Raw genomic sequence first — 22,397 nt, 5'->3', positions numbered from 1 at the left:
TCATGAAAAACTATGTAGTAGTCCTTTTGTTTTTTCTTGCATTACCGGTTTTGGCTCAGGGACAAAAAGGAAACAAAGAATCAGGTCAAAAACGATGGAAATTAGAGCTTTTATACACTCAGGATATATTAAATACCAGTTATGGAAAAAACTATGGGTATATATTTAAAGGAAAATTAAAGTTCCTAGACAACAAACATTTTACGTTATCCTATGGTGCAGCTCATCAAAATAGTTACATAGCCGAAACAGATAATTTGTTTACCGATTATGTAGAAGGATATACAAGAGATATAGGATTGTATTCTATTTTTGATGTTACTTATTACCCATTTAACAAGAAAAAATTCTACCTATCGCTAGAACCTTTTATAGGAGCAACACATTTAAAATCAAAAGGAACTTTAAGAATCCCACAATATTCGGTATACGAAAAGTACAAAAATGAATATGTGTATTTTAATTATGGGGTTTCTCAATCTCTAGGTTACAATATTAATAATTTTAGTGTTAGTGCATTTGCATGGGTTTCTTTAAAAGGGTTTTTAGATAAAGGAAGAAACAGACCCGCAGATTTTGATTCCCGATTTTTCTTAGGATTAGGCCTTGGGTATACTTTGTAGAAAACATATATAATAATTACAATTTTTAAAAGTGTAATCTTTGATAAGATTACACTTTTTTAATAGTAAAGGCATCTTTAAATGCCTGAAATTTATTTCTTGACACAGGAACTTCATGAGGAACTCCTTCAAAACTAATGCGGTAATTTCTGGCGTTGCCAGAGGTCGTATTAATGTTTCTTATATTAATGACATACGATCGATGTGTACTAATAATAAATGCATAACTATTAAGTTCTTCCTCTAGCTTTTGAATCGTAAGTCGATATGGTTTACAATGTACTTTACCAGACGTTTTGGTAAAAACATCTATATAATTTCCTTCAGATTTAGCGAATAAGAAGGAACCAATATCTAGCTCCAGAACCTCATTTTTATTACTAGTTCGGATACTTATAATATCGGATACTTCACTCTTTGTAAATGTAATTCTAGATTCAAGTTGTTCATTGTATAAGGAGACTTTTTTTAAATTTTCCTTTAAAAGAATGGTATAATTGATCCATACAAGAAGAAAAGCCGGAACAATACCAAGTAGAACAACATATAGTGAAGAGTTTAAAAAATGTAATATGATATTATCAGAAGGTTCTTTACTAATTACAAGAGACAGGGTATTATTAAAAATAGTAATTACAAAAAGAAGTGAAACAATTAAAAGACATTCTTTTCCTATAGTCCAATTTTCTTTTAAATCAGGTTTAAAAAATACCCGGGGTATAACTTCGAGTACCAAGAGAATACTAAAAAATGTCATTAACCCTGCAAGTATACAGAGGAGCGGTTTTGAAAACACAAAGTTTGCATTCACATAACTTTCGTCTACTGCTAATACATTAATAATGTAGATCAACATTCCCAGTACGAGAGCAATTATTAAATTTCTTTTGAAATAAAATAGGTAAGGATAAGGTTTATGTATGATTTTGGTAATGTAATGTCGAGACATTAAGAACTATTTTTTAACCAAAAGTAATATTTTTAAGAGGTTTGAATCGTTTTTTTAATCCATATAATCTTTTCTTTTTTTAATTTCTGCAAGAAATTTTTCTTTATCCTGCTTATTAAATTTCTTTAGAATTTTCTTCATAAAAAAAGACCAAATGAAATATTTTTCAAATGAAGGGTTCATACAATAAATCAATAGATTAGTATATAAGTGATATATGTTTCTGTAGTTTCCTTTAGTTTGCCAAGAATTTGATCAGCTTGTTTTTTTGTTTCTTAATGCTAGTACATTTCCAAAAATAATAAGTCCAATTCCTAGAAAAGCGTATACATCAGGTTTGTATCCTTCAAAAACGGTAGAAATCGTTAAAGCAATTACTGGTATCACTACAATAACATAAGCTGCTTTACTTGCTCCAATTTTGCCTATTAAAGTGAGATAAGAAGTAAATGCGATAATAGATCCAAAAATGGTCAAATATGCTAGTGACGAAATATAGGAAAATGAAGTGTCGAAATGTATAGATTTTCCGGTAAACAAGGCTATTAATAACATAGCAGTTGCGCCATATAGCATTCCGAAACCATTGGTTTGGATAACGGGTAGTTTAAATCTACGTTGATTATTTGAAGAAGTAATATTTCCCAAAGAAGCAAAAATGATAGAGCAAATACAAAACATCAATCCTTTAAGTTGATCATTGGTTAAATCTATTCTTCTAAACTCGGCCTGGTATATCAGAACTGTTCCTAAAAGCCCGAAGACAGCTCCTATTATGATTTGTTTTTTTATTTTATCTCCTAAAAATATCGCTCCAAAAACTATATTCATAAAAATTAATGTAGAAAATGCTACAGCCACCAGCCCACTACTTAGGTATTGTTCTGATAAGTATACTAACCAATAATTTGTTCCAAATAGTAGAATTCCCTGTAAGGCAATAAAAAAGTGTTGCTGCTTTGTAAATGATAATGGAAGTTTTCTAATCTTAGAATATCCCAATAGTATAATCCCACCTAATCCAAACCGATAGGCAACAGAAACTATTGGATCTACAGTTCCCAATTGGTATTTAATGATATACCATGTAGATCCCCATATTAATGCTGGAATTATAAACAATAAGTAATTAGATTTTAGCATAGTTAAATAAATTTATTCTTTAAAACTAGATCATGATCTTCTCTAAGAAACCTCTTTTGTTAATTTATATGTATGGGTATACCGCCTGGCACACAGCATAAATAATAGTAATGAAAAAAGAATGAATCCAATTAAAGTAAAAAGAAAATTAGACCATCCCCATTTTGATACTATATGCCCTGTCGAACTTCCGATACCACCTGCTCCCATGTACTGGCATATTAAGTATAAGCAATTTGCTGTGCTTTTTCCTTCAATAGCATACTGAGATATTATCTTGTTTACTACAGTCTGGATGCCTAATAAACTAAACGTAAGTAAACTTAAACCCAATACTAATAACCACAACTCTTCTACAAATAGCCCTAATGTTCCTATTAGAAATAGTACTAACAGAATTTTAAGCATACGAAAAGAGTGAATTCGATGAGTTAGTGCTCCAATTGTTATTGTCCCTCCTACTCCCGTGATATAAATTAGAAATAACAGGGAAATAACATAATGCGGAAGTGAAAAAGGAGGCATTTCTAGCCTAAAACTTAAATAATTATAAATGCTCACAAAAGTCCCCATCATTAAGATCATCAAAATATAAACTCCCAAAAATAAAGGGTTTTTTAGGAAGTTTTTCATGTATATTAGCTTTTGAGATATTTGGATTTTTTGTGGATTAAAGTTTAAGGATTGTGGTAAAAGTCTCATAAAGAAAGTACTTAATACTATTCCTATGCCTCCAATACATAATGTAGCTATTCTCCAATCATACCAACTAGAAATTAAACCTGCTACCACACGCCCCCACATACCACCTAATACATTTCCGGCCAAATATATCCCAATCACAATCCCAACATATTTTACCTCAACTTCTTCAGAAATATAAACAATAGCAACCGCGATCACTCCCGATAACAAAAACCCTTTTATAAAACCAAAAACGACCAATACATTAAAATTCCATGAGATTGCCGATAGCATTGTGATTAATGAAGATAGAAATAAAGCAATCAACATTAATTTTTTGCGGTGTAGTATATCTGCATAAAACGCAAACATAAAAAGGCCTAAAGCAATACCAATCATAGAGGATGAAACAACCAGGCTACTGACAGCCGGAGATACCAAAAAACTTTCGCTTAATGATGGTAATAATGGCTGAAACATATAAAACTGTGAAAAAGCAGCTAAACCAGGGATAAAGATCGCTTTTCGGATCTCTTTATAACGTCTTGTATTTCTTTCTGCTTTTGTTTTCATTACTGTAGTGGCATCCTCTTTTATTATAAGTTAGAAAGGAATTGAAGTACAAAGTTTAAAATTATTTTTACATTAGTAAAACATTATTTTCTTATCATATACATTAGTAAAACTTATTAATATAATTATTAAACATTCAAAAAAATAATAGCACAGTCAATGTTAAATGGGGTTAGCATAAGCCTATCAAAAAAATTGAAAAGTTCCTCGAATATAAAAAAGAAAAGATTCTTCTTTCCTAATAAACAAAAGCAAAGAACTATGATCATAGTTCTTTGCTTTTGTTTAAAATGTAAACTATAAGGGCAATTAAAAATTAAACTTCCCATTTTCATTTTGCCACTCTGATTCGGGAAGAATAGGCTCCATAACATCCCAATGTTCTGCTATTTTACCATTTTCAATTCTAAACAAATCATAATACGAGGTTGGTTCACCTGCAAATGTTCCTTCACTAATGGATAATACAAAATTACCTTCTCCAAATACGATATGGTTTTTTGAATATACCATAGATATCCCTTGTGCTGCCATTTCTTCTAATGCTTCTCCCAATCCTGATAATCCATCTCCAATAGCAGGGTTGTGCTGTATATAATTATCACCATCAAAATAGTTTACTAGTTTATCTAGCTCTCCCTTCATTAAAATGGTTGAAACAAAATCTTTTACAAGGTTTTTATTTGCTTCTGTTTTATCAAGGTCTTTAACCTCTGTTGGTCCATCTGTCTGTGTATGTCCACTAGGATTAGGGGCTTTTTTCTCTAAAAGGTTATCCCAATGTTCTACAATTAAGCCATTTTCAAATCGAAATACATCAAAACCAACTTTGTCTCCAAAAAAATCATATTCGGTATGTGTAAACACATAATCACCATCTTGATATGTTCTAACTACTTTTGCTTTAAATCCTCCTTCTGGAGCATTTTGCAAAAGCGCACCAAACCCTTCTAACCCATCTGCTACAGCTAAATTATGTTGGATATATTTATTTGGATTAATATAACTCACAGGTTTTTGATCTCCTGTCTCCAGACTTGTTAATAGTGCTACTACTTTTTCTTTGTTTGATAATTCTATTGGGGCTTCATCATTTTTGGAACACGATATCAACATCAAACTCACCAATAATATCGACAATAATCTCTTTTTCATAATCTCTAGTATTAAAAGTTAAACTTCCCATTTTTATTTTGCCACTCTGATTCGGGAAGAATAGGCTCCATAACATCCCAATGTTCTGCTATTTTACCATTTTCAATTCTAAACAAATCATAATACGAGGTTGGTTCACCTGCAAATGTTCCTTCACTAATAGATAATACAAAATTACCTTCTCCAAATACGATATGGTTTTTTGAATATACCATAGATATCCCTTGTGCTGCCATTTCTTCTAATGCTTCTCCCAATCCTGATAATCCATCTCCAATAGCGGGGTTGTGCTGTATATAATTATCACCATCAAAATAGTTTACTAGTTTATCTAGCTCTCCCTTCATTAAAATGGTTGAAACAAAATCTTTTACAAGGTTTTTATTTGCTTCTGTTTTATCAAGGTCTTTAACCTCTGTTGGTCCATCTGTCTGTGTATGTCCACTAGGATTAGGGGCTTTTTTCTCTAAAAGGTTATCCCAATGTTCTACAATTAAGCCATTTTCAAATCGAAATACATCAAAACCAACTTTGTCTCCAAAAAAATCATATTCGGTATGTGTAAACACATAATCACCATCTTGATATGTTCTAACTACTTTTGCTTTAAATCCTCCTTCTGGAGCATTTTGCAAAAGCGCACCAAACCCTTCTAACCCGTCTGCTACAGCTAAATTGTGTTGGATATATTTATTTGGATTAATATAACTCACAGGTTTTTGATCTCCTGTCTCCAGACTTGTTAATAGTGCTACTACTTTTTCTTTGTTTGATAATTGCGTTTTTGTTTCCATTATTTCTTCTTTTTCAGTGTTATTTCTCTTTTCTCTAGAATTACAAGAAAGTAATACTCCAGATAAGGTTAACATTATAATTATTCGTTTCATTATACCTGATTAAATTATAACACAAAATTAAAGCAAAAGGAAAGGTATGAATAGGTAGTATTTGAAATAAAAATGGTAAAAAACAAACCAAAAATCATATGAAAATGCTATAAAAGCAATTTTAAAGGTTAATTTAATACTTTTTAATATTCTTTGTTTTTTAAGATTTATCAAAAAATGTAATAAAATTACCGTAAGACACTTTAGTAAAAACCGAGCTGTAAGAGTTAGAAATTAAATAAAGAAGAAAAAAACTAATTTACGATTTAGTGTAAAAAAACTAAGTAGTACACAGGTTAAATTTATAAAAATTGAGTTTTGAAATTATTAGGAGTCAAGCCTGTATATTTTTTAAAAAACTTTACAAAATTAGACGGTTCTTCGAAGCCCATTAAAAAAGATAATTCTGTACTCTTGATAGAAGAATTAATTAATTTTCTTTTTGCTTCTAAAATAATAAACTCATTTATAAAACTTTTTGCAGTACTACTTGTTATTTCTTTACAGATAACATTTAGATGTTTATAAGTAATATTAAGTTTTTGAGCATAAAAATCTGCTTTTCTGCTTTTTACATATTCCTCTTCCAAAAGTGTTTTAAACCTTAAGAATAGAATTAATTTGTCTGATTCTTTTAGATACTCTGTTTGGTCTTTTTTAATTTGTTCGGCCTTTGATAATATAATAGTATGCAAAGCATCAATAATAGCATTCTTATTGAAGTCATTTTTTCCTATATGGTATTCATTATATATAAGTTCAATATAGCCCCTTAAATTTGAATTTTCTTTTACTTGGACAATAGGCTTAAACAACTGTGGTATAAATAATCGTTTTACCGCATCATTGGGTAGGTTTTTTAATTGTTTATCAAAATAATCTTTAGTAAAAAGTAGAATAAACCCTTTTAAATCTTTTTTGAATTTAAATGCATTCACTTGCCCTTTTGCCAAGTACACCAATGAGTATTTTTTTACTTTATGCCATACAAAATCTACAAGATGTTCTGTCTCTCCTTGTGTATAAAAGGCTATTAGGTAAAAATCTAATTGGTGTGGTTTTTCGGGAAAATGATCTAAGTTTTCACTTCTTTTTATTAGATTTTCAATTAAAATGACCTCTACTCCTTTTATTTTTGAATGATCAGAGTTGTATACTATATTTGGTATTTCCTTTGTCATGGTATATGGATAATACGTAATTGTTCAAACATACAAATAAATGTATCACAACCAATATGCTTTTTATCATATTAAAGCAAAAACTTAAGTATTGACAACCTTCGTAGGATTTTTTTTATGGTAAGCGTATTTTATCGACGGATTGCTGAACTTCTTCTGGGGCATTATCAAAAAATTTTGATACTACAAACATTGTGATAAAGCTTAAAGGAATACCTAATAGACCTATACCTTGAGGGGAAATATTGAACCAATAATTTTCTGGAGCTCCTCCTAAAAATTTAAAATATATAATATAACTTACAGAAAACACTAAACCAACAATCATTGCCGAAATAGCTCCTTCTTTATTCATTTTCTTGCTAAATATTCCCATAAAAATTACAGGAAACAAAGCAGAAGCGCCAATTCCAAATGCTAAAGAAATAGTTTCCATTACAAATCCTGGAGGATTTATGCCAAAATATATTCCTACAGAAATAGCAAATACAGACGCTAACCTAGCGATGGTTAATTCTTTTTTATCACTGGTTTTTTTATTTATCAAACTTTTATATAAATCTCTGGAAATAGAAGTTGATAATACTAAAATCAATCCCGCAGCAGTTGATAGAGCCGCTGCTAAACCTCCAGCGGCTACTAAAGCAACCACCCAATTTGGTAGGTTAGCTACTTCGGGGCTCATTAAAAACATAATATCTTTATCTACCGTCAATTCATTAACCATTGTATCTTTTGTATAATGAATAACCCCATCCATATTTAAATCATTAAAAGTGATTAATCCAATATTCTCCCAGGTTTTAAACCAGGAGGGTACTTCTGAATAAGCAATTCCTTGTAAGCTTTCTATGAATATAGTTCTTGTGAAAGCTCCTACTGCCGGAATAGAAATAAATAAAATAACAATAAAGAACAAAGCATAACCAACAGATTTTCTAGCATCTTTAACTTTTGGAACGGTAAAAAATCTAACAATTACATGGGGCATTCCTGCTGTACCAATCATTAAGGTTATTGCAATTGCGAACAAATTAGTCATACTCATAGCATGATCTGTGAATTTTGCAAACCCAAGTTCGTTATTTAAGCCATCTAGTTTATCCAATAAAAATACTTCAGACTCTACTACTTTAGACCCTAATCCCAAAAATGGTATGGGATTATTTGTGAGTTGTATAGACAAAAATATAATAGGAACCATAAAAGCAAATATCAAAATACAGTATTGTGCTACTTGCGTATATGTTATCCCTTTCATACCTCCCAATACTGCATATACAAATACAATTATTGCGCCTATTACAACACCTGTATTAATTTCAACTTCAAGGAACCGTGAAAAAACAACACCAACCCCTCTCATCTGTCCTGCTAAATAGGTAAATGTTATAAAAACTGTACATATAATTGCTGCTATTCTGGCGGCGTCGGAATAATACCTATCTCCAATAAAATCTGGTATTGTAAATTTACCAAACTTCCTTAAATAAGGTGCTATGAGCATTGCTAAAAGGACAAAGCCTCCGGAGCCTCCTAATAAATAAACTGATCCATCATATCCCATAAAAGATACTATACCAGGTAGTGAAATAAATGTTGCTGCCGACATCCAATCGGCTGCTGTTGCCATTGCATTTGCCAAAGGATGTACATTACCTCCTGCTACATAAAAATCATGAGTATTTTTAGCTTTATTACGTATTGCTATTATAGTATATATTAAGAAAGTAATTCCTACAAAAACTGCAGTGATAAGTTGTTGATTATTCATTGAAAAGGTTATTTATCTATATCATATTTATTGTCTAATCTGTTCATTAAATAGACATAAATAAAAATTAATATTACAAATGAAATTTGTGTTCCTTGCATACCGAACCAAAATCCTAGAGGAAAACCTGCTAATTTATATGCATTTAAATTATCTACAATTAGGACTGGAAAGACCAAGCCCAAAACAAACCAGAAAGAAAGTAAAATCACTAAATACTTAAGATTTGTCTTCCAATATTTTTCATTTTTTTCCATTGTGTCCCTGATTAAATTCTATATTTATAACATTTATCATTTATTGAATTTATGACCTTAGCAGATAGTTCTATTGCTGCTGTTCGAAGCGTATTTTCTAATTCAATACAAGAGTTTATTTTGGTAGTTTTATACATTTTACTATAAAAATTAAATAAACTCTTGTATGATCAATTGCCTAATTCAAAATTAAATTATTACAATCCTAAATCCCACCGAACACCTAGCGTGTAAAGCGCCCCAACTTCTGGTCCGCCATATACCGTTTTATATTCATTCTTCGTTATATTAGATCCAGCAATAGTTAAGTTAAATTGTTTTATTTTATAAAAAAGAGATGCATCCATAGTTACAAAACTATCTATAAATCCTTTTCCCATTGGAGAGATAAAATCATATTCATCTACCCATCTAAAAGCAAAATCGAAGCCAAGTCCACCATCTCTATTAGACTTTGAAATTCCCAAGTTAATTCTATTAGGTGGGGTATTAAAAGCTGGAACCACAAATCCATTTGTAGTGGTATTGGATTTCTGTTCAAAATCCATCCATTGATAATTAAAATAAGTTCTATAATTGCCAGATAAGCTATATTCTAGATTAACTCCAAATCCTCGTGAAACGACATCATCCTGTATATTTGCATATATTGCATGTGTTTTTGTTGGTCCACCTGGAACTGTTACACTGAGGTTAGCTCTTTCAATGAATTTTTTATAGGTAGTAGTATAATAATTAGCATCTACCAAAAGCCTCTTGTTGAAAAATAGCCCTCTATATCCAAAATCAAAAGTGGTATTTGTTTCGGGGTCTAGCCCCTTATGATCATACCCTAATTGATCTCTAAGCAATGTTTTTAAATCGTCTCCCGTGATACCATAAAATTCGTCAGTGTAATGATCCAAATTATCATCGGTTCCTCCAAGAATAACGAATACCGGAGATACTAAAAAATTGATGTATTGTTCTTGTAAACCCGGATTTCTAACTCCTGTCTGGAAAGAAGCTCTTAAATTATGATTTCTAGCCTCTCCTAATGAATATACTGCAGAAGCTTGTGGTGTAATATTTCCATCAAAATTTGTATTCTTATTAAATCTCGCTGCTAATGAAAGTTTTAACCTTTCTTTTAGCATTTTTTTAGAAACCTGGCCAAAGACGCCAAAATCACTATTTGTGATATCTCCTTTAAATCCATTTGGAGTATCCCTATTATCATTAAAAAATGCTCCATCCGAATTAATATTATATTGCCTATAATTTGCTCCAAAGATTGCCTCCCATGTATCATCTTTGATAAGAGTTTCATTAAAATTATATATTAAATCACTATGCCAAAACGAGCTTTTTTCTACTAATCTAGACCCTATTACGTCTCCTGGGTTTTGTGGAAAAGTTGTGGAAGTTGCTAATGATCGATCTCTTGCTTCGTTCCATTCTTGAGAACCCGGTAATGCCATTGGTGCATCTGCATAATTTCTTGCTGCTGCACCATCATTAGCAGGAATACCACTTACCGACCCCAGATATGCTTCTGCATACCGTTGTCCCCATTCTTGATTGGATAACAACTGAGTCTGTATTGAAGCCGCTAAAAAAGTAGTTGTCCATGAATTTTTTGCTTCTTGATCAGAATAATACCATCTCGCGGTAAGTCCATCTCCTCTAAGTTCAACTTTATGATGTTGCAAAGTGAAATCTCTATGAGGATATGATGTTGTATGTCGTACAATTAAATCTTGGGTCCCATATTTATACAAATATTCTAATCTCCAATCATCACTTATTTTATATTGTAAAGTTGTATTCAAACGGTAATTAGACACATCATTATTAAACAATTCAGATTCTTTATATCCTGTTCTAGAAACTGTACCACCATTCCAAGTAGTAGGAGTTCCGGCAATGGTAAGTGAAGTTCCATCTGTTAACGCACGAGTAAACCCTCCTGCATCTGCATCTCCCCATATATTCACAGCATCATAACTTCCTGAAGAGGGTGAATATAATTCTGGATTTTGATCTGCCGGAATATTAGGATCATTATTTCTAACTCTTAATGAATAATCATTTGCTACCCAATCTGATGCCAAAAGCATTTCAAAATCAACCTTTATGGCAAATTTATCTCCAAAAGCTTTAGCTGCTCTAAGGTTTAAATTGGTATATGGATTATTACCAGATTCTTTCTGGCTTGAAAACCCTGATTTCAAATTAATACTAATTCCTTGATAAATAAACGGATCCTTGGTTTTTAAAAGCATAATTCCATTAAATGCATTTGCACCATACAAAGCAGATGCAGAACCAGGTATTATCTCTACAGAGCTTATATCTAATGAAGACACTCCACCGATATTTGCAAATACTCCAAATCCAGGAGTAGTTACATCCATCCCATCTAAATGCTGTAAAAAACGTATGTTATTGTTGTTTGAAAATCCACGAGTATTAATTGAAGGGCCAGAAAGACTTCCTTTCATAACCTGTACCCCTTTTAGGTTTGATAATGTTTCAAATACACCTTCTGCCGAAGAGACTTCTAATGTCTTAGCATCAATCTTTTGAATAGAAACGGGAGCTTCAATAAATCGTTCCTTATGCCTGGATGCCCCAACTACGATAGCATCGAGCTGAAAAGCTCCTTCATCAAGAGTAATACTAAGGTTTTGGTTATTATCCTTTGTAACAGTTACTTCTTTGGTACTAAATCCTAAGTATGACACTTCTAAAACAACAGGAAATTCACTTTCTGTTTCTAATGTAAATTGACCCAAATCATTAGTGATAGTTCCAATATTCTGTTCTTTTATCAGAACGTTTACTCCCCAAAGTAGGGTATTACCATCATTTACAGTACCTGTTATTACTGTTTTGGTTTGTGCACAAACTAAAGTAGTAATAAATAACAGTACAGTAAAAATTATTGTATTTACTCTTTTCATATTTTTATTAATTAATGTTAATTCATAAAAAACTAATACTCATTAGTCAAATTAATGTAAAATAATTGGATTATGCAAAAAAACATGACATATATCATACTTTTTGTCATAATATTTTACGAATAAACAATAGCTAGAATATAAAAACAGTACTATTTTGTAGTCTCTTTACTGTTTATATAATAGGAGTTAAAGAATTATTATACGAACTGCATTTTTTTCAGCAATACAAAAATCACTGTAGTCCATATTATCAAAAATAAACCTGCAAAATATATAATATCATGCAGGTAAAAGAAAAATTTAATCCAATTTATATTTCTGAGTCAATACCTTTAAACACAAAATTTAAAATATTACGTTCGAGTTCAACAACATTGACATCTATAATATTTAAGTATACATTTTTATCATAAACCCAACGCAAAGAAGATAAAATACAGTTCAAAACTATTAATGGGTTAATATCTTTCAGCTCACCAGAAGTTACCCCTCTATTAACAACCTCTTTTAACACCTCTATATAAACTCTCCTTTTTTCAACAAATTCTGAATAATAAGGTTCTTTTAAATGTTTCCAGTCTCTTAAAATTAAAGAAGAAATATTCTGGTGTTCAATAACGACCCTGATATGCATTTTGATAATCTCCTTTAATTTTTCCTTATTAGGATAAGAAGAATTTTTTATATCAATAATTCCTGAATAAAATTTCTTAGAGATAGACAGTAAAAGAACTCCCAAAATTTCTTGTTTGGATTGTATATGGTTATATAAACTTGCAGCCTCGACTCCCAAGGCATTAGCTATATCTTTCATCGAAGTAGCTGTATACCCTTTTTCTGAAAATAACTTAGCCGATTCTTCTAAAATTAATTCTCTTTTGCCTTTTTTGGATTTCATTAAATGTAATAATTTCAATTCTTACTTATGATTTCGCAAATTACATTATTCATTATGATTTTTACCGCTTTTTATTTTTTTTTGCGGGACGTATTGAAACCATAGCAACTTTTTATCCATCAAATGACTAAAATACTAATTAACCAATTTCACATCACTTTCCTGGTTTTTAGCTTGATTCATTAATACAATCCATTCTTCAATATCATCAATTTTATCCATTAATAATAATATTAATTTGGCATTCATTTTTACACTTTCTTCCTCTGTTAATCCAGTGTGGGACTTTATTAAAATTTTATACATTTCGTCTCTAACATATAGAGGGGTTTTATCTTTAATATTGGTTTCTTTTGTATTTTTCATAGCATTAGTTGCTTTTAATAAAGCATTATTAATGTTTTTTTCATTTGCCTTTTTACCTCTTGCTGCAATATAATGATCAGGCCTTATTAAATACCAACTGGTTTCGTTTACGTCGTATTTTTGTTTAAAATTATTATCAAAATCTACTAACTCGTTCATTTCATTCTTAGCATTTACATAAACTGTTTTGACATCAAATTTTGTATTAAATTGAATTAAATTGTTAGCATTTGATCCATAAATCAAAAGCGTAAAATCATTACCCAATTCATCTATCAAATACGTAGTCTTACCGTTCTTTAACAATAGTACATCACTTATGGCATATCCAGGCTGAACGTCACCATGCCATTCTTCTATATCTTCTGTTGTAAGAGATGAGTTTAAATATTTAAAAGAATGTGATAATCGACCACTATTCACTATTTTCTGAGCAAATAGGTAATTCTTTGCAAGGTCTAAAATAGCATTTCTATATATCGTACTCATTCTTGATTTAGGAGAAATAAAATCGGTAGCATTAGAGGAATGATAAATATTTTCATCTGTCGCAGGGCTTCGTTCTTTATCATAAGTTTCTAAAATAGATTTAGGGGCTTTTCCTTGTATTAGGTAAGCCAGTTTCCAGATAAGATTATCCGTATCCTGAATACCACTATTAGCTCCTCTAGCACCAAATGGAGAGACCTGATGTGCACTATCTCCTGCGAAAATGATTCTATTATGTACAAATTTTTCCATCCGCATACATCTAAAATTATATATACTTGTCCATTCTAATTCGAACTCACAATCTTCTCCCAGCATTTTTCTCAGTCTTTCTTTAATCCTATCTGGGTTCAATTCTTTATCTTTATCAATATTCCAACCCAACTGCAAGTCGATACGCCAAACACCATCTGGTTCTTTATGTAGCAATGCAGAATTACCTTTGTTAAATGGAGGATCAAACCAAAACCATCTTTCTGTCGGAAAATCATTTTCCATTATTATATCTGCAATCAAAAAATTCTCTTCAAACAATTCTCCATCAAAACTCAAATTCAATGCATTACGCGTAGGACTATGAACTCCATCACATGCCAATACATATTCACTTTCTACATTATAGTTTCCTTCTTGGGTATGTATATCAAGAGTTACTTTTTCATCATCTTGTTGTACAAAATGTGCATAGCTTTGCCAACGAACATCGATTAAAGGGTTTTTATGAGCTTCGTCTACCAAGTATTCCTCGAAGTAATATTGCTGTAGATTTATAAAAGCAGGAATTTTATGGCCTTCTTCTGGTAAAAGGTTAAATTTATACACTTCTTCCTCTCTGTAAAAAACCTTACCTAAATTCCAGGTCACCCCTTTGTTTACCATTTTACTGGCAGTATCAGGGTTAATTCTATTGATAATTTCGAGGCATTTTTTCGAAAAACACAATGCTCTACTACCAATACTAACTGTTTTTTCTTTGCTAAAGACAACACTAGAGATTCCTCTTTTTGCTAAATCCAAAGCTGCAGCTAATCCAACAGGGCCAGCTCCTATAATTATCACTTTATGTCTAACCGGAGTTTTAGCAAACTGATCTGGTGTTTGTCTAAACGGATATATCGGGTTTTTATATGTTTTTGGTAATATCCACTTCATCTTCTTATGAATTTAATTCGTTCCACATTTCAATATCTCGTTTATCTGTCCAGATTCTAGGGTGAGAAATCCCACTAGCTTCATCATATGCCCTAGTGACGTTAAAAGGCATACAATGCTCAAAAATTACCCAATCACCAAAACGAGGGGTCATTGATTTCATTAGTGCATTGTAGCATTTTTTTAATGATTCTCCTCTAGTCACACTTAACAGTGCTTGTTGATATAACATGGTTACATAATCCGAAGTCATTAATATAGCCTCCTGACACTCTACGGGATTAGTTAAAGCTTCTCCTCTTCCAGGGACCATAGCCTTTGGTTTCATATCACTTAGTCTTTGCAAAGTTATTGGCCAATTTTTTAGCTGAGCATCTCCGCAATAAGGGGTAGCGCCATATTCTACCAAATCTCCTGCAAATAATACTTTTTCATCCGGAACCCATATCACACTATCTCCTCTGGTATGACCTTCGCCAGCATGTATAATTTCTACTTTTTTATTTCCTAAATCTAAAGTCAGTTTATCTTCAAAAACAATAGTGGGGTGGGTTAATCCAGGAATACTTTCATGTCCTCTAAATAATCTTGGAAAACGTTCAAACTCGCTGTCCCAATCCTGCTTTCCTCTCTCTTCAACCATCTCATTGGTTTTTCTAGACATTATAATTTCTTCTGCATTATACTCACTAGCACCTAATACTCTTACTGCATGATAATGTGTTAATACTAAATATTTAATGGGTTTGTCGGTTACTGTTCTAATTTTTTTTATAACATCTTTGGCCATTTTTGGAGTTGCCTGTGCCTCAATCACCATTACATAATCATCCCCTATAATTACACCACTATTAGGGTCTCCTTCTGCGGTATAACCATAACAACCTTCTCCTAGTTTTACAAATGATATTTTTTTTTCTCCTAAATCAGCTTTTGATGCAAATTCTTTTGCCATTTTTTATTTTTTTATTAATTACTAACAACGATATTGATTATAATTTTCTAACACCACCAATATATTTATGCAATACTTGGTAGTAATTTGGTATTCACTACTCCAAAACCAATTCTAACTCCCTCTTTCTCACAATATCCTTTAATTATTATAGTATCGTGATCCTCAACAAATGTACGCTGTACTCCTTCGTCTAATTGTAACGGTCTTTGACCTGACCATGTTAATTCAAGCATAGAACCATAGCTATCTGGTGATTTACCACTAATAGTCCCTGATCCCATTATATCACCAACACTTAAATTACAACCATTCATGGTATGATGAGAAATTTGCTGAGCCATATTCCAATACATGTATTTAAAATTAGAATTACTAATAATCTTTTCTTCTTTGTTTTGTGGTTTTAATGAAACTTGTAATTTGATATCATAATTTTTTTCACCTTTATATTTTAAATAAGGTAAAACCTCTGGTGTTTGTTCTGGTCCGGTTACTCTAAAAGGTTCTAATGCTTCCATAGTTACAACCCAAGGAGAAATAGATGACGCAAAGTTTTTAGATAAAAAAGGGCCTAATGGTATGTATTCCCATTTTTGGACATCCCTAGCGGACCAATCATTAAATAAAACTTTACCAAAAATATATTCTTCTGCTTCATCAATTTTTATGGTATCTCCTAATGATGTATTTTTCCCTATAATGTACCCCATTTCTAACTCAAAATCTATTTTTTTAGATTTGGAATACACTGGATTTTTAGAATCGGGGAGTAGAATTTGTCCCATTGGCCTATGAATATTTGTACCACTTACCACAATAGACGATGCTCTCCCATGATATCCTACAGGAATATGTTTCCAGTTTGGTAATAATGCATTCTCAGGATCTCTAAACATTTTACCAACATTTGTTGCATGTTCTATACTTGAGTAAAAATCAGTATAATCTCGAACAAAAACAGGCATATACATCATTACACTTTCTTGTTTTACAAGAAGAGTAGGTTTTTCTCGTAATAATGAATTCGTATTAAGTAATTCCCTTTGAATTAGTACCCTCACCCTATTGGTTTTTTCTTTTCCTAATGCAATAAAATCATTAAGAAATTGATTTTCAAATACTTCTTTAGGTATCGATAAGGGTTTAAAAAGACCTAGCTCCCATACTTCTACCAAATCAACTATTTCATCTCCTATAGCAATACCAATTCTAGGTGATTTATTACCTGTTGAGAAAATTCCAAAGGGTATATTATGTATTGAAAAATCAGAATCAGATTTTATGTGTACCCAGCTATCTTTATTTCTCATAAGTTTTAAAATACGTTGAAATTTCCTTTTATTTTTCCAGCCATGATTTATGATAATCTTCGTCTGCTATTTTCATTGCCTCTTCAGTAATCATAAGAGGTTTAAATGTATCTACCATTACAGCTAATTCTTCTGTTTGAGTTTGCCCAATACTACGCTCTACAGCTCCGGGATGCGGGCCATGAGGAATACCAGCCGGGTGCAAAGAAATATGTCCTTCTTCAATATCATTTCGACTCATAAAATCTCCATCTACATAATATAATACCTCATCACTATCAATATTACTGTGATTATACGGTGCTGGTATAGCTTCTGGGTGATAATCATACAACCTTGGGCAGAATGAACATACTACAAATGCATCTGTTTCAAAGTTCTGATGTACTGGTGGCGGTTGGTGAATACGTCCGGTTATGGGTTCAAAATCATGAATTGAAAAAGCATAAGGGTAATTAAAACCATCATACCCAACTACATCAAATGGATGTGTAGCATACACCATTTCAATGATTTCGTTTTTCTTTTTTACTCTTATTAAAAATTCTCCAACTTCATCATGAGTTTCAAGGGCCTCTGGTTTTCTAATATCTCGTTCACAAAAAGGAGAATGCTCTAATAATTGTCCAAACCAGTTCCGATATCGCTTTGGAGTATAAATTGGCCGATAGGATTCTACAATAAATAATCGATTATCTATAGTATCAAAATCAATCTGGTAAATAATTCCTCTTGGAATTAATAAATAATCACCGTACTTAAAATCAATATTACCTACCAGGGTTCTTAATTTACCAGATCCTTTGTGAATAAAAATTAACTCATCTGCATCTGTGTTCTTATAAAAATAATCTCTAAATGAGTTCTTGGGTGCTGATAAAATAATATTACAATCGGTATTAGTTAAAATTACTTTCCTACTTTCTAAATAGTCTTCTATGACAGGAACCTGAAGTCCCTTTAAAAGATAGGATTGCATATTGTTATCCTTTACAATTTTTGGAGCAACAGAATATTGTTTCCTTATTTCTTTTACCTGTGTAGGCCTGTGAATATGGTATAACAAAGAAGACATTCCATCAAAACCAATAGTTCCAAATAACTGTTCATAGTACAGTTTGCCATTACTATTTTTAAATACTGTGTGCCTTTTTTTAGGAATTTCACCAAGCTTGTGATAAATAGACATATTGATTATAATTAACGTTTGTTCATGTAAATATATACAATAATTCACAACTCCTACAAAATTTTCTTTATTTTGTGTGAAATTTTATATAAGAATCGTTCGATTATGAAAGAAAAGGCCAAAAAGGAAATTTTTTTTGAAGAATCCTTAAAACTGTTTTATGAAAAAGGGTTTAAAGCCACTACCATGCGAGACATCGCTAGAAAAATGAATTTTGAAGTGGCAAACATCTATAATTATATTGATTCTAAATCTTCTTTACTTGAAGAATACTTGTTTGACATATCAGAAAAATTTCATTCTTCTATTGATGACATTATTGCTTCATCGTATACACCAGAAGAAAAATTAAGGTTAATAATTTCAACACATGTTCGGTTAACTGCTAAAAGACCTTATGAAATAGCGTTGTTGGTTAATGAGTGGAGAAACTTAAAAGAGCCAAAACTAAACGAGTTTGTAACTAAACGAAATATATATGAAGAAAAGGTAAAGTCTGTGATCAAATCAGGAATTGAACATAACCAATTTAGAATTGTTAACCCAGATATAATAACCGATTTAGTACTGTCAACTCTTAGGTGGTTATATGATAAATATACAGATAATAATGTAAAAGTGAACTCTGTGGAGCTAGAAAAAGAAATCGCCGATTTTATTATGTCTGGATTATGTATAAAGTAAAATAGTATCCTAATTTATCACCATTTTTTAATTCGTTTAAAACGTTTCTTTCTATCTAATTTTAAGCTTAACCCATCTAAAAGATCACCAATCATAGAGGATGAAACAACCAGGCTACTGACAGCCGGAGATACCAAAAAACTTTCGCTTAATGATGGTAATAATGGCTGAAACATATAAAACTGTGAAAAAGCAGCTAAACCAGGGATAAAGATCGCTTTTCGGATCTCTTTATAACGTCTTGTATTTCTTTCTGCTTTTGTTTTCATTACTGTAGTGGCATCCTCTTTTATTATAAGTTAGAAAGGAATTGAAGTACAAAGTTTAAAATTATTTTTACATTAGTAAAACATTATTTTCTTATCATATACATTAGTAAAACTTATTAATTATGGAGTTACGCCAGTTAAACTATTTTGTTAAAGCGGCAGAGTGTTTAAATTTTACTGAAGCTTCTCACAAAGTATTCATAACACAAAGTGCGCTTTCACAGCAAATAAAGCTTTTGGAACAGGAATTAGGAGTTCCTCTTTTTGATAGAATCGGAAAGAGAATACAACTTACAGAAGCTGGTTCATTATTTTTGACCCGTGCGAGGCATACGCTTAAAAATGCCGAAAACGCCAAACAATTGATAGAAGATTTACAAAATCTACAATCCGGGACTTTACATATTGGGGTAACCTATGGTTTAACCAACTTGTTTACAGAAACATTGATATCCTTTTCTACAAAATTTCCTTTAATACAGGTTAAGGCTTTCTTTGGTACTTCTGATGAACTAATGGAAAAACTCAAATCGGGTATGTTGGATTTTATTTTATCTTTTAATAAAGCAACAGATGATCAGATGATTACTACTATTCCTTTATTTCAATCTTATTTAATGTTGGTAGTACATGAATCCCATCCATTTGCCAGCAAAAAACAAATCAATATCGAAGAGCTTAATACAATAGATTTAGCTGTACCCGCAGAAGGGTTTACGACCAGAAAAGTTCTGGATAAAGCGTTTAGAACAAACGAACTTCCTTATCAATATCAAATAGAATTAAATCATATCCCTACCTTAATTCGACTCATTGAAACCGGAAAATGGGCGACCGTTCTTACAAAATCGACCACACAGTATTTACCTACTCTTAAGAGTATTCCTATAAACAAAAAGAAGCTTAAATTACGATCAGCGATACGATACCTTAAGGGTAACTATCAAAAAAAAGCTTCTAAAATTTTCTTTCAAATGATTTTAGAACACTATAAGCAGAATACAGATTTAAATTAGTTTAAGAATCGGTAGTAGGGTCAAAATTAACAACAACACCCTTATCTTTAACGACCTCATCTCCCCAATCCGATAACATTTTTAATAACGGGATCAGGGATTCTCCAAATTGAGTTAGAGAATATTCAACTTTCATAGGTGGTTTCTTTGTATATACCTTACGGTTTATAATACCATCTTCTTCAAGTTGCTTTAACTGCAAACTTAATGTACGTTCTGTTACCACAGTTAATTTTTTTCTTAATTCGCCATAGCGAAGAGGAGAAATAGCTAAATACCACAATATTACTGTTTTCCATTTCCCTCCAATATATGCCATTGTAACACTGGTGCTACAAGGATACAATTTTCCGTTTAGTTTATATAGTTCCATAAAATACTCAATGCTTTTATACTATCGTTTTAGATAGTTATTGCAAATCTATAAAACTATACTTAATATTGCTACTATAATTTTTATAGTATTAATTTTATTAGTTATGTATAGTTTTTTGAATGATTATAGTGAAGGAGGACATCCTAACATATTAAAAGCGCTAAGTAAAACCAACTTAGAACAACATATACCTTATGGTGATGATAGTTATTCTAATACCGCAAAAGAATTGATCAAAAACAAAATTAATAACCCAAATTCTGATGTATTTTTTGTTTCTGGAGGCACACAAGCAAATCTTATCATAATCGCTTCTGCATTAAGATCTCACGAATCTGTAATTTCAGCTAATATTGGTCACATTACTATTCGTGAAGCGGGAGCTATTGAAGCTACAGGCCATAAAATTAATACTATAGAAAAAAAAGATGGAAAACTTACTCAGCAAGACATATCAAACATTCTTGAAGAGCATGATTTTGGTCCACATGTTGTAAAACCCAAAATGGTATATATCTCTAATTCTACAGAGATAGGGACTATTTATAAAAAACAAGAATTAGAAGAACTTTCTTTATACTGTAAAAAAATGGGATTACTTCTATTTTTGGATGGTGCCAGACTTGGTTCGGCATTAATGGCAGAAAATAATGATTTAACGTTATCAGATATTAGTAGGCTAACAGACATATTTACTATTGGTGGAACAAAAAATGGGGCTTTAATAGGTGAAGCAATAGTCATTAATACGAATAAACTTAAAAATGACTTTACTTTTCATATAAAGCAAAGAGGAGCCATGCTATCCAAAGGAAGACTTCTAGGAATACAATTTTTAGAGTTATTTAGGGATGATTTATTTTTTGATCTTGCAAAACATGCTAATACAATGGCAATGAAAATATCTAAAGCAATTAAGGCTAATAATTTCTCAATGCTTACAGAATCTACATCAAATCAAATATTTCCTATTCTTCCCGATGTATTAATCAAGGAATTAAAAAACAAGTACAATTTCTATGTATGGAAAAAAATAGATAGAAAAAATTCTGTAGTAAGGCTTGTAACATCCTGGGGCACAAAAGAGAATATGGTAAATGAATTTATAAATGATATTAAGAAAATCAACAATAACTTAGATCAAAAAAAAGAAATGCAAACTAAACAAATAACACTATGATCACATGTTATATAAGATATACGATAGATCCTTATAAATTTAAAGAATTTGAAATCTATGCAAAAAAATGGATTCCTCTGGTCAATAAATTTGGAGGTACCCATCATGGATATTTTTTACCTTACGAGGGAGCAAATAATATAGCTATAACTTTATTTAGTTTTCCTTCTTTGACGACTTATGAAACGTATAGAAAGGATAGTTTTAAAGATCCGGAATGTATTGAAGCTTTTGATTATGGGACCAAAACCAAATGTATTATTAATTATGAACGCAGCTTTATGAGGCCTGTTTTTAAATAACCACCAGAGATTTTTTATTAATCAATTAAATATA

21 protein-coding genes are annotated in these 22,397 nt (G+C 31.3%); 5 read left to right on the top strand and 16 right to left on the bottom strand.

The features are described 5' to 3' along the window. The first annotated feature begins 2 nt into the window (after positions 1-2). Positions 3-623, top strand: coding sequence for a hypothetical protein (locus tag DK441_RS21215; protein WP_109852502.1), 621 nt, complete (start codon positions 3-5; stop codon positions 621-623). A gap of 49 nt (positions 624-672) precedes the next feature. Here DK441_RS21215 and DK441_RS21210 read toward each other — a convergent pair whose 3' ends face one another. From DK441_RS21210 to DK441_RS21145, 14 genes are all read right to left on the bottom strand, one after another. Next, complete coding sequence (locus DK441_RS21210) at positions 673-1,572, bottom strand: LytTR family DNA-binding domain-containing protein (protein ID WP_109852500.1); 900 nt, start codon at positions 1,570-1,572, stop codon at positions 673-675. A gap of 255 nt (positions 1,573-1,827) precedes the next feature. Beyond that, on the bottom strand, positions 1,828-2,715 hold the full coding sequence (locus tag DK441_RS21205) for a DMT family transporter (RefSeq protein ID WP_109852498.1): 888 nt from the start codon (positions 2,713-2,715) through the stop codon (positions 1,828-1,830). A 42-nt stretch (positions 2,716-2,757) separates the two neighbouring features. Beyond that, complete coding sequence (locus DK441_RS21200) at positions 2,758-3,972, bottom strand: MFS transporter (protein ID WP_109852496.1); 1,215 nt, start codon at positions 3,970-3,972, stop codon at positions 2,758-2,760. A 309-nt stretch (positions 3,973-4,281) separates the two neighbouring features. After that, positions 4,282-5,127: a nuclear transport factor 2 family protein gene (locus tag DK441_RS21195; RefSeq protein WP_109852493.1), complete on the bottom strand. Its 846-nt coding sequence runs from the start codon at positions 5,125-5,127 to the stop codon at positions 4,282-4,284. A gap of 11 nt (positions 5,128-5,138) precedes the next feature. Continuing rightward, on the bottom strand, positions 5,139-6,014 hold the full coding sequence (locus tag DK441_RS21190; RefSeq protein WP_109852491.1) for a nuclear transport factor 2 family protein: 876 nt from the start codon (positions 6,012-6,014) through the stop codon (positions 5,139-5,141). Between the two features lie 302 nt (positions 6,015-6,316). Beyond that, entirely contained in the window at positions 6,317-7,195 is an 879-nt protein-coding gene (locus tag DK441_RS21185; protein ID WP_109852489.1) for an AraC family transcriptional regulator, read from the bottom strand. Positions 7,196-7,310: 115 nt separating this feature from the next. Then, complete coding sequence (locus DK441_RS21180; protein ID WP_109852487.1) at positions 7,311-8,969, bottom strand: sodium:solute symporter family protein; 1,659 nt, start codon at positions 8,967-8,969, stop codon at positions 7,311-7,313. 8 nt (positions 8,970-8,977) lie between these two features. Continuing rightward, entirely contained in the window at positions 8,978-9,226 is a 249-nt protein-coding gene (locus DK441_RS21175) for a DUF4212 domain-containing protein (RefSeq protein WP_109852485.1), read from the bottom strand. 197 nt (positions 9,227-9,423) lie between these two features. Then, complete coding sequence (locus DK441_RS21170; RefSeq protein WP_109852483.1) at positions 9,424-12,171, bottom strand: TonB-dependent receptor; 2,748 nt, start codon at positions 12,169-12,171, stop codon at positions 9,424-9,426. A 313-nt stretch (positions 12,172-12,484) separates the two neighbouring features. After that, positions 12,485-13,072, bottom strand: coding sequence for a TetR/AcrR family transcriptional regulator (locus tag DK441_RS21165; protein ID WP_109852481.1), 588 nt, complete (start codon positions 13,070-13,072; stop codon positions 12,485-12,487). A gap of 135 nt (positions 13,073-13,207) precedes the next feature. Next, on the bottom strand, positions 13,208-15,079 hold the full coding sequence (locus DK441_RS21160) for an FAD-dependent monooxygenase (protein WP_109852479.1): 1,872 nt from the start codon (positions 15,077-15,079) through the stop codon (positions 13,208-13,210). A gap of 4 nt (positions 15,080-15,083) precedes the next feature. Next, complete coding sequence (locus tag DK441_RS21155; RefSeq protein WP_109852476.1) at positions 15,084-16,034, bottom strand: MBL fold metallo-hydrolase; 951 nt, start codon at positions 16,032-16,034, stop codon at positions 15,084-15,086. A 65-nt stretch (positions 16,035-16,099) separates the two neighbouring features. Continuing rightward, complete coding sequence (fahA, locus tag DK441_RS21150) at positions 16,100-17,347, bottom strand: fumarylacetoacetase (protein ID WP_109852474.1); 1,248 nt, start codon at positions 17,345-17,347, stop codon at positions 16,100-16,102. A 28-nt stretch (positions 17,348-17,375) separates the two neighbouring features. Beyond that, a complete protein-coding gene (locus tag DK441_RS21145; RefSeq protein WP_109852472.1) occupies positions 17,376-18,536 on the bottom strand; it encodes a homogentisate 1,2-dioxygenase in 1,161 nt (386 codons plus the stop codon). Between the two features lie 105 nt (positions 18,537-18,641). Between DK441_RS21145 and DK441_RS21140 the strand changes: the two genes are divergently transcribed. Further along, positions 18,642-19,220, top strand: a complete 579-nt coding sequence (locus DK441_RS21140; RefSeq protein WP_109852470.1) for a TetR/AcrR family transcriptional regulator — start codon at positions 18,642-18,644, stop codon at positions 19,218-19,220. Between the two features lie 17 nt (positions 19,221-19,237). Here DK441_RS21140 and DK441_RS21135 read toward each other — a convergent pair whose 3' ends face one another. Next, positions 19,238-19,489, bottom strand: a complete 252-nt coding sequence (locus tag DK441_RS21135; RefSeq protein WP_109852468.1) for a hypothetical protein — start codon at positions 19,487-19,489, stop codon at positions 19,238-19,240. Between the two features lie 122 nt (positions 19,490-19,611). Between DK441_RS21135 and DK441_RS21130 the strand changes: the two genes are divergently transcribed. Beyond that, positions 19,612-20,505, top strand: a complete 894-nt coding sequence (locus DK441_RS21130; protein WP_109852466.1) for a LysR family transcriptional regulator — start codon at positions 19,612-19,614, stop codon at positions 20,503-20,505. Between the two features lies 1 nt (position 20,506). On the opposite strand, the gene DK441_RS21125 is transcribed toward DK441_RS21130, so the two are convergent. Next, the gene (locus DK441_RS21125) at positions 20,507-20,878 is read right to left on the bottom strand and encodes a helix-turn-helix domain-containing protein (RefSeq protein WP_109852464.1); all 372 of its coding nucleotides are present in this window, start codon (positions 20,876-20,878) and stop codon (positions 20,507-20,509) included. Between the two features lie 106 nt (positions 20,879-20,984). On the opposite strand from DK441_RS21125, the gene DK441_RS21120 reads away from it, so the two are divergent. Continuing rightward, complete coding sequence (locus DK441_RS21120) at positions 20,985-22,061, top strand: low specificity L-threonine aldolase (RefSeq protein ID WP_109852462.1); 1,077 nt, start codon at positions 20,985-20,987, stop codon at positions 22,059-22,061. Next, entirely contained in the window at positions 22,058-22,363 is a 306-nt protein-coding gene (locus tag DK441_RS21115) for an NIPSNAP family protein (RefSeq protein WP_109852460.1), read from the top strand. Before DK441_RS21120 ends, DK441_RS21115 begins: the two co-directional genes overlap by 4 nt. Positions 22,364-22,397 lie beyond the last annotated feature (34 nt).

Source organism: Aquimarina sp. AU58, from assembly GCF_900312745.1.
Taxonomy (GTDB): Bacteria; Bacteroidota; Bacteroidia; order Flavobacteriales; family Flavobacteriaceae; genus Aquimarina; species Aquimarina spinulae.
The sequence above is the reverse complement of the archived record's forward strand: the minus strand, read 5'-3'. Positions and strand labels throughout refer to the sequence as shown.

What these genes read in the sequence shown, in the direction of transcription:
- DK441_RS21215 (WP_109852502.1), top strand. Translation starts at nt 3, where the DNA reads ATGAAAAACTATGTAGTAGTCCTTTTGTTTTTTCTTGCATTACCGGTT.
- DK441_RS21210 (WP_109852500.1), bottom strand. Translation starts at nt 1,572, where the DNA reads ATGTCTCGACATTACATTACCAAAATCATACATAAACCTTATCCTTAC.
- DK441_RS21205 (WP_109852498.1), bottom strand. Translation starts at nt 2,715, where the DNA reads ATGCTAAAATCTAATTACTTATTGTTTATAATTCCAGCATTAATATGG.
- DK441_RS21200 (WP_109852496.1), bottom strand. Translation starts at nt 3,972, where the DNA reads ATGAAAACAAAAGCAGAAAGAAATACAAGACGTTATAAAGAGATCCGA.
- DK441_RS21195 (WP_109852493.1), bottom strand. Translation starts at nt 5,127, where the DNA reads ATGAAAAAGAGATTATTGTCGATATTATTGGTGAGTTTGATGTTGATA.
- DK441_RS21190 (WP_109852491.1), bottom strand. Translation starts at nt 6,014, where the DNA reads ATGAAACGAATAATTATAATGTTAACCTTATCTGGAGTATTACTTTCT.
- DK441_RS21185 (WP_109852489.1), bottom strand. Translation starts at nt 7,195, where the DNA reads ATGACAAAGGAAATACCAAATATAGTATACAACTCTGATCATTCAAAA.
- DK441_RS21180 (WP_109852487.1), bottom strand. Translation starts at nt 8,969, where the DNA reads ATGAATAATCAACAACTTATCACTGCAGTTTTTGTAGGAATTACTTTC.
- DK441_RS21175 (WP_109852485.1), bottom strand. Translation starts at nt 9,226, where the DNA reads ATGGAAAAAAATGAAAAATATTGGAAGACAAATCTTAAGTATTTAGTG.
- DK441_RS21170 (WP_109852483.1), bottom strand. Translation starts at nt 12,171, where the DNA reads ATGAAAAGAGTAAATACAATAATTTTTACTGTACTGTTATTTATTACT.
- DK441_RS21165 (WP_109852481.1), bottom strand. Translation starts at nt 13,072, where the DNA reads ATGAAATCCAAAAAAGGCAAAAGAGAATTAATTTTAGAAGAATCGGCT.
- DK441_RS21160 (WP_109852479.1), bottom strand. Translation starts at nt 15,079, where the DNA reads ATGAAGTGGATATTACCAAAAACATATAAAAACCCGATATATCCGTTT.
- DK441_RS21155 (WP_109852476.1), bottom strand. Translation starts at nt 16,034, where the DNA reads ATGGCAAAAGAATTTGCATCAAAAGCTGATTTAGGAGAAAAAAAAATA.
- fahA (WP_109852474.1), bottom strand. Translation starts at nt 17,347, where the DNA reads ATGAGAAATAAAGATAGCTGGGTACACATAAAATCTGATTCTGATTTT.
- DK441_RS21145 (WP_109852472.1), bottom strand. Translation starts at nt 18,536, where the DNA reads ATGTCTATTTATCACAAGCTTGGTGAAATTCCTAAAAAAAGGCACACA.
- DK441_RS21140 (WP_109852470.1), top strand. Translation starts at nt 18,642, where the DNA reads ATGAAAGAAAAGGCCAAAAAGGAAATTTTTTTTGAAGAATCCTTAAAA.
- DK441_RS21135 (WP_109852468.1), bottom strand. Translation starts at nt 19,489, where the DNA reads ATGAAAACAAAAGCAGAAAGAAATACAAGACGTTATAAAGAGATCCGA.
- DK441_RS21130 (WP_109852466.1), top strand. Translation starts at nt 19,612, where the DNA reads ATGGAGTTACGCCAGTTAAACTATTTTGTTAAAGCGGCAGAGTGTTTA.
- DK441_RS21125 (WP_109852464.1), bottom strand. Translation starts at nt 20,878, where the DNA reads ATGGAACTATATAAACTAAACGGAAAATTGTATCCTTGTAGCACCAGT.
- DK441_RS21120 (WP_109852462.1), top strand. Translation starts at nt 20,985, where the DNA reads ATGTATAGTTTTTTGAATGATTATAGTGAAGGAGGACATCCTAACATA.
- DK441_RS21115 (WP_109852460.1), top strand. Translation starts at nt 22,058, where the DNA reads ATGATCACATGTTATATAAGATATACGATAGATCCTTATAAATTTAAA.